Genomic DNA, 10031 nt, shown 5'->3' on the forward strand with positions numbered 1-10031 from the left:
CAAAACACCGCTTTGGGGTTGCAGATAAAGTTGACGTGGTTTGAAGAGTATTAGACTAATTTCCACTTTGGTCAGGCAAGTGGAAGTTACTGAAATAATTCCTATTTGTAAAACTCTGATAAGTCTTGGCTGATTTTGGAGAAATGTGGTATAATTTTTCTTATGGAAAAGATTATCATTACAGCAACTGCTGAAAGTATTGAACAAGTTAAACAACTGCTCGAAGCTGGCGTAGACCGTATATATGTCGGTGAGAAAGATTTTGGCCTTCGTCTACCAACAACCTTTAGTCATGACCAATTGCGTGAAATCGCTAAGCTGGTTCATGATGCTGGTAAGGAATTGATTGTTGCGGTTAACGCCCTCATGCACCAAGATATGATGGATCGTATCAAGCCTTTCTTAGACTTTTTGGAAGAAATCAAGACAGACTACATTACGATTGGGGATGCAGGTGTCTTTTATGTGGTCAATCGCGATGGTTATTCCTTTAAGACCATCTACGATGCTTCAACTATGGTGACAAGTAGTCGCCAGATTAACTTCTGGGGACAAAAGGCTGGTGCTTCTGAGGCTGTTTTGGCGCGTGAAATTCCATCAGCTGAACTTTTCAAAATGCCAGAGATTTTGGAAATTCCTGCCGAAGTTTTGGTTTACGGTGCCAGTGTCATCCATCATTCTAAACGTCCGCTCTTGCAAAACTACTATAACTTTACGCATATCGATGATGAAAAGACCCGTAAGCGTGACCTTTTCTTGGCTGAGCCAAGTGATCCTGAGAGCCATTACTCTATTTTTGAAGACAATCATGGAACCCATATCTTTGCCAACAATGACCTTGATTTGATGACCAAATTAACAGAATTGGTGGAGCATGGCTTTACTCACTGGAAACTAGAAGGGCTCTACACACCTGGTCAGAACTTTGTTGAGATTGCAAAACTCTTTATCCAAGCGCGTAGCTTGATCCAAGAGGGCAACTTTAGTCATGACCAAGCCTTCTTACTGGATGAAGAAGTACGCAAGTTACACCCTAAAAACCGTTTCCTTGATACAGGATTTTATGACTACGATCCTGATATGGTTAAATAAAGTAAATGGATAGTTGAGAGAAGGAAGGTGCAAACATTTCTTCTCTCAATTTTTCTTATTTTTTCACCATTTTTAAAAAATCAGTAGGCTAGGATGCTCTGTTTACTGGGAATTTTAATACAAGTAACCTTCTTGAGTTTGAAAATTATCCCATGTTTGCAGGTGCCAAATGGCCCTTTTTTTGGTATAATTTTTTATAATGAAAACGATTGGTAATCGCTATGTTGTGGTGGATTTAGAGGCAACTAGCACAGGTAGTAAGGCTAAAATTATCCAAGTGGGAATTGTTGTGATTGAGGATGGGAAAATCGTCGATCGCTATACGACGGATGTCAATCCACATGAACCCTTGGATGCTCATATTCAAGAACTGACAGGGCTAACTGATCAACGTCTGGCGCAAGCACCTGATTTTTCGCAAGTTGCCAGAAAAATCTTTGACTTGGTGGAGGATGGGATTTTTGTAGCCCATAATGTTCAGTTTGATGCCAATCTCTTGGCGGAAAATTTATTTTTTGAAGGTTATGAGCTAAGAAATCCTCGTGTTGATACGGTCGAATTGGCTCAGGTATTTTTCCCAGAACTGGAAAAATATAGTTTACCTATATTGTGTCGAGAATTAGGAATTCCTCTTAAGCACGCTCACACAGCCCTTTCAGATGCCCAAGCTACTGCGGAATTACTCTTATTTCTACGGGAAAAGATGGCCCAGCTTCCTAAAGGTCTCTTGGAACGCTTGCTGGAAATGGCTGATGCTCTCTTATACGAGTCTTACCTGGTTATTGAAGAAATTTATCGTAACCAATCTATCCTTAGTTCTCCAGACTTGATTGAAGTTCAAGGGCTATATTTCAAGAAAACTGCAGATTCCATGGAGTCACGAAAACTATCCCAAGATTTTTCTAAGAATATTTCTCTGTTGAACCTTGAAGTGAGGGAGGAACAAGAAAGTTTTGCTAAAGAGGTTGGCTTGCTATTGAAAGATGAGCCTGTCTCTCTGATTCAAGCGCCGACTGGGATTGGGAAAACTTATGGCTATCTCTTACCCGCTTTGTCTCAAGCCAAAGAGCGTCAAATTGTTCTTAGCGTTCCGACAAAGATTCTTCAAAATCAAATCATGGAAGAAGAAGGTAAACGTCTCAAGGAAGTGTTCCATATAGATATTCATAGTTTAAAGGGACCACACAATTATCTGAAGTTGGATGCCTTTTATCGTTCCTTGCAGGAAAATGATGAAAATCGCTTATTTAGACGCTTTAAAATGCAACTCTTGGTCTGGCTGACAGAGACAGAAACGGGGGATTTGGATGAGATTGGTCAACTCTACCGTTACCAACATTTTCTGACAGATCTTCGTCATGACGGGAATTTATCATCTCAAAGCTTATTTGTGACGGAAGATTTTTGGAAACGTAGTCAAGAAAGGGCACAAACCTGCAAGCTTTTAGTGACCAATCATGCCTATCTTGTAACCAGACTTGAAGATAATCCTGAATTTGTCAGTGACCGTTTATTGATTATTGATGAAGTTCAAAAGATTTTGTTAGCTCTAGAAAATCTGCTTCAAGAGACCTACGATATCCAGTCTATTATTGATTTGCTTGATAAGGCTTTACTGGAGGAGCAAAATAAGGTTCAACAACGAATACTAGAAAGTATTCGCTTTGAGTGCTTCTACTTGATAGAACAATTTCAGTCTGGAAAATCTAAGAAAAATATCTTAGATTCTCTTGCCAATCTCCACCAGTATTTTTCAGAATTAGAAGTAGAAGGCTTTGAGGAGCTGGTTCGCTATTTTACAGCTGACCGAGATTACTGGCTTGAAGCAATTGAAACGAGTCAAAAGAAAATTCAGATTTCTTCTACAAAATCAGGCCGTATTCTTCTATCTTCTTCAATACCTAATTCATGTCAAGTCTTGGGAGTGTCGGCTACTCTTGAGATTAGTCAGAGAGTTTCTTTGGCAGACCTTTTGGGTTATCCTGAAGCTAAATTTGTTAAGATTGAAGCTGGTAAAAAACAGGATCAAGAAGTGATCTTGGTCAAAGATTTTCCCCTGGTAACAGAAACCTCCTTAGAAGTCTACGCCAAAGATGTAGCTGATTTGCTGATGGGAGTTCAAGATTTCCAGCAACCTATTTTGGCTCTCTTTACTGCTAAAGACATGCTTCTAGCAGTTTCAGACATACTTCCTGTAAGCCATCTGGTCCAGTATAAAAATGGGGATGTTCATCAGCTAAAGAAACGCTTTGAAAAAGGTGAACAACAAATCTTGCTTGGCGCAGCAAGTTTCTGGGAGGGAGTTGATTTTTCAAGCCATCCTTTTGTGATTCAAGTTGTACCGAGACTTCCTTTCCAAAATCCTCAAGAACCCTTGACGAAAAAGATCAATCAGGAACTAATTCAAGAAGGGAAAAATGCCTTTTATGATTATCAGTTGCCAATGGCCATTATTCGTTTAAAACAAGCTTTGGGAAGAAGTATGAGATGCGAACACCAACGTTCTTTAACCCTCATTCTGGATAGAAGAATCGTCGGAAAACGATATGGCAAGCAAATAGTGACTTCTCTAGCAAAAGAAGCGACTATTAAAACCGTCTCTCGATCCGAAGTTAGTGAGGCTATTGATAGATTTTTAAATGAACTTTGATAAATAGTATTGTATGAAAGTATAAGGTTAGTGTATATGAAACGTTCTCTCGACTCTAGAGTCGATTATAGTTTGCTATTGCCAGTATTTTTTCTACTGGTTATTGGCGTGGTGGCTATCTATATAGCTGTTAGTCATGATTATCCAAACAATATTCTGCCCATTTTAGGGCAGCAGGTCGCCTGGATTGCCTTGGGGCTTGTGATTGGTTTTGTGGTCATGCTCTTTAATACAGAATTTCTTTGGAAAGTGACACCCTTTCTATATATATTAGGTTTGGGACTCATGGTCTTGCCGATCGTCTTTTATAATCCAAGCCTAGTTGCATCAACGGGTGCCAAAAACTGGGTATCAATAAATGGAATTACCCTATTCCAACCATCAGAATTTATGAAGATATCCTATATCCTCATGTTGGCCCGTGTCATTGTCCAATTTACAAAGAAACATAAGGAATGGCAACGTACAGTTCCGCTGGACTTTTTATTAATTTTTTGGATGATTATCTTTACCGTTCCAGTCCTAGTTCTTTTGGCACTTCAAAGTGACTTGGGGACGGCTTTGGTTTTTGTAGCCATTTTCTCAGGAATCGTATTACTATCAGGAGTTTCTTGGAAAATTATTATTCCAGTATTTGTGACTGCTGTAACGGGAGTTGCTGGTTTCTTAGCTATTTTTATCAGCAAGGACGGAAGGGCTTTTCTTCATCAATTAGGAATGCCGACCTACCAAATCAATCGTATCTTGGCTTGGCTCAATCCATTTGACTTTGCCCAAACAACCACTTATCAGCAGGCTCAAGGGCAGATTGCGATTGGTAGTGGTGGCTTGTTTGGTCAAGGTTTTAATGCTTCTAATCTGCTTATCCCAGTTCGAGAGTCGGATATGATTTTCACGGTCATTGCAGAAGATTTTGGCTTTATTGGCTCTGTCCTTGTTATCGCCCTTTATCTCATGCTCATTTTTCGTATGTTGAAGATTACTCTCAAATCAAATAACCAATTCTACACCTATATTTCTACAGGTTTGATTATGATGTTGCTCTTCCACATTTTTGAAAATATCGGAGCTGTGACGGGCTTGCTTCCTTTGACTGGGATTCCCTTGCCTTTTATTTCGCAAGGAGGATCGGCTATTATCAGTAACTTGATTGGTGTTGGCTTGCTTTTATCGATGAGTTACCAGACAAACCTAGCTGAAGAAAAGAGTGGAAAAGTCCGATTCAAACGGAAAAAGGTTGTATTAAAACAAATCAAATAAGGAGAAAATCATGGTTAAAGTAGCAGTCATGTTAGCTCAGGGCTTTGAAGAAATTGAAGCTTTGACAGTTGTAGATGTCTTGCGTCGAGCCAATATCACATGTGATATGGTTGGCTTTGAAGAGCAAGTAACGGGTTCGCATGCAATCCAAGTAAGAGCAGATCATGTCTTTGATGGAGATTTATCAGACTATGACATGATTGTCCTTCCTGGAGGAATGCCTGGTTCTGCACATTTGCGTGACAATCAGGCCTTGATCCAAGAGTTGCAAAGTTTTGAGCAAGAAGGGAAGAAACTGGCAGCTATTTGTGCGGCGCCAATTGCCCTCAATCAAGCAGGGCTATTGAAAAATAAGCAGTACACTTGCTATGACGGCGTTCAAGAGCAAATCCTTGATGGTCAATACGTCAAGGAAACAGTAGTGGTAGATGGTCATTTGACAACCAGTCGAGGCCCCTCTACAGCTCTTGCTTTTGCCTACGAGTTGGTGGACCAACTAGGAGGAGACGCAGAGAGTTTACGAACAGGAATGCTCTATCGAGATGTCTTTGGTAAAAATCAATAAAACGGGAGTTAACCTCTCGTTTTTTTATGTGGAAAACTCAGGGAAATCATCGCTTTTTCCATAAAAAAATGCTATAATGAAGGGTATGAAATATCACGATTATATCTGGGATTTAGGTGGAACTTTACTGGATAATTACGAAACTTCAACAGCTGCATTTGTTGAAACATTAGCGCTGTATGGTATCACACAAGATCATGACAGTGTCTATCAAGCTTTAAAGGTTTCTACTGATTTTGCGATTGAGACATTCGCTCCCAACTTAGAGAATTTTTTAGAAAAATACAGGGAAAATGAAGCCAGAGAGCTTGAACACCCGATTTTGTTTGAAGGAGTTTCTGAATTATTGGAAGACATTTCAAATCAAGGTGGGCGTCATTTCTTGGTTTCTCACAGAAATGATCAGGTTTTGGAAATTTTAGAAAAAACCTCTATAGCAGCTTATTTTACAGAAGTGGTGACTTCTAGCTCAGGCTTTAAGAGAAAGCCAAATCCCGAGTCCATGCTTTATTTAAGAGAAAAGTATCAGATTAACTCTGGTCTTGTCATTGGTGATCGACCGATTGATATCGAAGCAGGTCAAGCTGCAGGATTGGATACCCACTTGTTTACCAGTATCGTGAATTTAAGACAAGTATTAGACATGTAAGAAAAAGGAATAAGATGACAGAAGAAATCAAAAATCTGCAGGCACAAGATTATGATGCCAGTCAAATTCAAGTTTTAGAGGGCTTAGAGGCTGTTCGTATGCGTCCAGGGATGTATATCGGATCAACCTCAAAAGAAGGTCTTCACCACCTAGTCTGGGAAATCGTTGATAACTCAATCGATGAGGCCTTGGCAGGATTTGCCAGCCATATTCAAGTCTTTATTGAGCCAGATGATTCGATTACTGTTGTCGATGATGGACGTGGGATTCCAGTCGATATTCAGGAAAAAACAGGTCGACCTGCCGTTGAGACTGTCTTTACTGTCCTTCACGCTGGAGGTAAATTTGGCGGTGGTGGCTATAAGGTCTCAGGTGGTCTTCACGGAGTAGGGTCATCAGTAGTTAATGCCCTTTCCACTCAATTAGACGTTCATGTCCACAAAAACGGAAAGATTCATTACCAAGAATACCGTCGTGGTCATGTCGTCGCAGACCTTGAGGTAGTCGGAGATACAGATAGAACTGGAACAACGGTTCACTTCACACCAGACCCAGAAATCTTTACGGAAACAACAACCTTTGATTTTGATAATTAAATAAACGGATTCAAGAGTTAGCCTTTCTAAATCGCGGTCTTCAAATCTCCATCACAGATAAGCGTGAAGGTTTGGAACAAACCAAGCATTACCATTATGAGGGTGGGATTGCTAGTTACGTTGAATATATCAATGAGAACAAGGATGTGATCTTTGATATACCAATCTACACAGACGGTGAGATGGATGATATCACAGTTGAGGTAGCCATGCAGTACACAACTGGTTACCATGAAAATGTCATGAGTTTCGCCAATAATATTCATACACATGAAGGTGGAACGCATGAACAAGGTTTCCGTACAGCCTTGACACGTGTTATCAACGATTATGCTCGTAAAAATAAGTTACTGAAAGACAATGAAGACAACCTAACAGGGGAAGATGTTCGCGAAGGCTTAACTGCAGTTATCTCAGTTAAACACCCAAATCCACAGTTTGAAGGACAAACTAAGACCAAACTGGGGAATAGCGAAGTGGTCAAGATTACCAATCGCCTCTTCAGTGATGCCTTTTCCGATTTCCTCATGGAAAATCCACAGATTGCCAAACGTATCGTGGAAAAAGGGATTTTAGCTGCCAAGGCTCGTGTGGCTGCCAAGCGTGCGCGTGAAGTCACTCGTAAAAAATCTGGTTTGGAAATTTCCAACCTTCCAGGGAAACTAGCAGACTGTTCTTCTAACAATCCTGCTGAAACAGAACTCTTCATCGTCGAAGGAGACTCAGCTGGTGGATCAGCCAAATCGGGTCGTAACCGTGAATTTCAGGCAATTCTTCCAATCCGCGGTAAGATTTTGAACGTTGAAAAGGCAAGTATGGATAAGATTCTAGCTAACGAAGAAATTCGTAGTCTTTTCACAGCGATGGGAACAGGATTTGGAGCAGAATTTGATGTTTCGAAAGCCCGTTACCAAAAACTCGTTTTGATGACCGATGCCGATGTCGATGGAGCCCACATTCGTACCCTTCTTTTGACCTTGATTTATCGTTATATGAAACCAATTCTAGAAGCTGGTTATGTTTATATCGCCCAACCACCAATCTATGGTGTCAAGGTTGGAAGCGAGATTAAAGAATACATCCAGCCAGGTGCAGATCAAGAAATTAAACTCCAAGAAGCCTTGACTCGCCATAGTGAAGGACGCGCCAAACCAACCATTCAGCGTTATAAAGGTTTGGGTGAGATGGACGATCATCAGTTATGGGAAACAACCATGGATCCGGAACATCGCTTGATGGCAAGAGTTTCTGTGGATGATGCTGCAGAAGCAGATAAAATCTTTGATATGTTGATGGGGGATCGAGTAGAGCCTCGTCGTGAATTCATCGAAGAAAATGCCGTCTATAGTACACTTGATGTCTAAAAAATCGGGAGAAGTAGTTCCCTTGGTCTAAAAAATATGATATAATCATTACGATTGTTTCAAGTAAAAAAGGAGTTTAATATGTCTGCTATACTAGTAATTTATTTGATAATTGCAGTTGCAGTTTTATTGGTCATTGCTTATGCTATCGCAATCTATGTAAGGAAACGCAATGAAAGTAAACTAGCAATTTTAGAAGAGAAAAAAGAAGAACTGTACAATCTTCCAGTTAATGATGAAGTTGAAGCTGTAAAAAATATGCACTTGATTGGACAAAGTCAGGTGACTTTCCGTGAATGGAATCAAAAATGGGTTGATTTATCTCTTAATTCTTTTGCCGATATCGAAAATAACCTTTTCGAGGCAGAAGGTTATAACAACTCATTCCGTTTTTTCAAAGCTAGTCATCAAATTGACCAAATCGAGAGCCAAATTACCTTGATTGAAGAAGATATTGCGGCAATTCGCAATGCCTTGGCAGATTTGGAGAAACAAGAGTCTAAAAATAGTGGACGTGTTCTTCATACCTTGGACTTGTTTGAAGAGTTGCAACACCGAGTTGCTGATCATTCTGAAGAATATGGCCAAGGTTTATCTGAAATTGAAAAACAATTGGAAAATATCCAATCAGAGTTTTCTCAGTTTGTAACTTTAAATTCGTCAGGTGACCCAGTAGAAGCTGCTGTGATTTTGGATAATGCTGAAAATCATATCTTGGCTTTGACACATATTGTTGATCGTATACCAGCAATTGTAGCAACATTATCTAAAGACCTACCTGATCAGCTGGAAGATTTAGAAGATGGCTACCGTAAGCTTTTAGATGCTAATTATCATTTTGCTGAAACGGATATTGAAGCGCGTTTCCAACTGCTTTATGAAGCTCTCAAGAAAAATCATGAGAATATTGCGAAACTAGAATTGGATAATGCAGAGTATGAAAATACTCAAATCCAAGAAGAGATTAATGCACTTTATGATATCTTTACAAGAGAAATTGCGGCACAGAAAGTGGTAGAAGGTTTAGTAGCAACACTTCCTACTTATCTTCAACACATGAAGGAAAATAATGCTTTATTGATAGAAGACATTGAGCGTTTGAGTAAAAGTTATTTACTTTCTGAATCGGATGCAAGTCATGTTCGTCGTTTACAGTCCGAATTAGAAAGCTTTGAGACTGCTATTATCGAGGCAACTTCAAATCAAGATGAACCAACTCAAGCATATTCAATTCTTGAAGAAAATCTTGAATCTTTACAGGAAAATCTTAAAGAGATTGAAGATGAACAGATTTCAGTTAGTGAGCGTCTTGCACGAGTTGAGAAAGATGATATCAATGCACGTCAAAAAGCAAATGTATATGTTAATCGTCTCCATACAATTAAGAGATATATGGAAAAACGGAACCTACCTGGTATTCCACAAACTTTCTTGAAGTTATTCTTTACAGCAAGTAATAATACGGAAGATCTAATGGCTGAATTAGAACAAAAATTGGTCAATATAGAGTCAGTTAACCGTATTCTTGAAATTGCAACGAAGGATATGGAGGAGCTTGAGGCGGAAACTTATAATATTGTACAGTATGCAACCTTGACAGAACAACTATTGCAATATTCTAACCGCTACCGCTCATTTGATGAACGCATTCAAGAAGCATTTAACGAAGCTTTAGATATTTTTGAAAAAGAATTTGATTATCACGCTTCATTTGACAAGATTTCTCAAGCATTGGAAGTGGCAGAGCCTGGTGTAACCAACCGCTTTGTTACCTCATATGAGAAAACACGTGAAACGATTCGTTTCTAAAATAATAAAAAAGATTTGGTTTTGTGAGAAGCAGAACCAAATCTGG

General features: G+C 39.5%; 6 protein-coding genes and 1 pseudogene. All 7 read left to right on the plus strand.

Going from position 1 to position 10031, the window contains the following annotated elements; translation table 11 throughout:
* Positions 1-162 precede the first annotated feature (162 nt).
* The 7 genes and pseudogenes from SMSK597_RS06365 to ezrA all read left to right on the plus strand — a co-directional run bounded on the left by SMSK597_RS06365 (position 163) and on the right by ezrA (position 9985).
* Positions 163-1092, plus strand: coding sequence for a peptidase U32 family protein (locus tag SMSK597_RS06365; protein WP_000411189.1), 930 nt, complete (start codon positions 163-165; stop codon positions 1090-1092).
* Between the two features lie 199 nt (positions 1093-1291).
* On the plus strand, positions 1292-3742 hold the full coding sequence (locus tag SMSK597_RS06370; protein WP_000848738.1) for a bifunctional DnaQ family exonuclease/ATP-dependent helicase: 2451 nt from the start codon (positions 1292-1294) through the stop codon (positions 3740-3742).
* A gap of 36 nt (positions 3743-3778) precedes the next feature.
* Positions 3779-5002, plus strand: coding sequence for an FtsW/RodA/SpoVE family cell cycle protein (locus tag SMSK597_RS06375; RefSeq protein WP_000830663.1), 1224 nt, complete (start codon positions 3779-3781; stop codon positions 5000-5002).
* Positions 5003-5012: 10 nt separating this feature from the next.
* On the plus strand, positions 5013-5567 hold the full coding sequence (locus SMSK597_RS06380; RefSeq protein WP_000241394.1) for a DJ-1 family glyoxalase III: 555 nt from the start codon (positions 5013-5015) through the stop codon (positions 5565-5567).
* 85 nt (positions 5568-5652) lie between these two features.
* On the plus strand, positions 5653-6216 hold the full coding sequence (locus tag SMSK597_RS06385; RefSeq protein WP_004237744.1) for an HAD family hydrolase: 564 nt from the start codon (positions 5653-5655) through the stop codon (positions 6214-6216).
* A gap of 14 nt (positions 6217-6230) precedes the next feature.
* Positions 6231-8176, plus strand: a pseudogene (gene gyrB, locus SMSK597_RS06390) (DNA topoisomerase (ATP-hydrolyzing) subunit B).
* A gap of 81 nt (positions 8177-8257) precedes the next feature.
* On the plus strand, positions 8258-9985 hold the full coding sequence (ezrA, locus tag SMSK597_RS06395; protein ID WP_001274204.1) for a septation ring formation regulator EzrA: 1728 nt from the start codon (positions 8258-8260) through the stop codon (positions 9983-9985).
* Positions 9986-10031: the final 46 nt, after the last annotated feature.

The organism is Streptococcus mitis SK597, from assembly GCF_000148545.1.
GTDB lineage: Bacteria > Bacillota > Bacilli > Lactobacillales > Streptococcaceae > Streptococcus > Streptococcus mitis_C.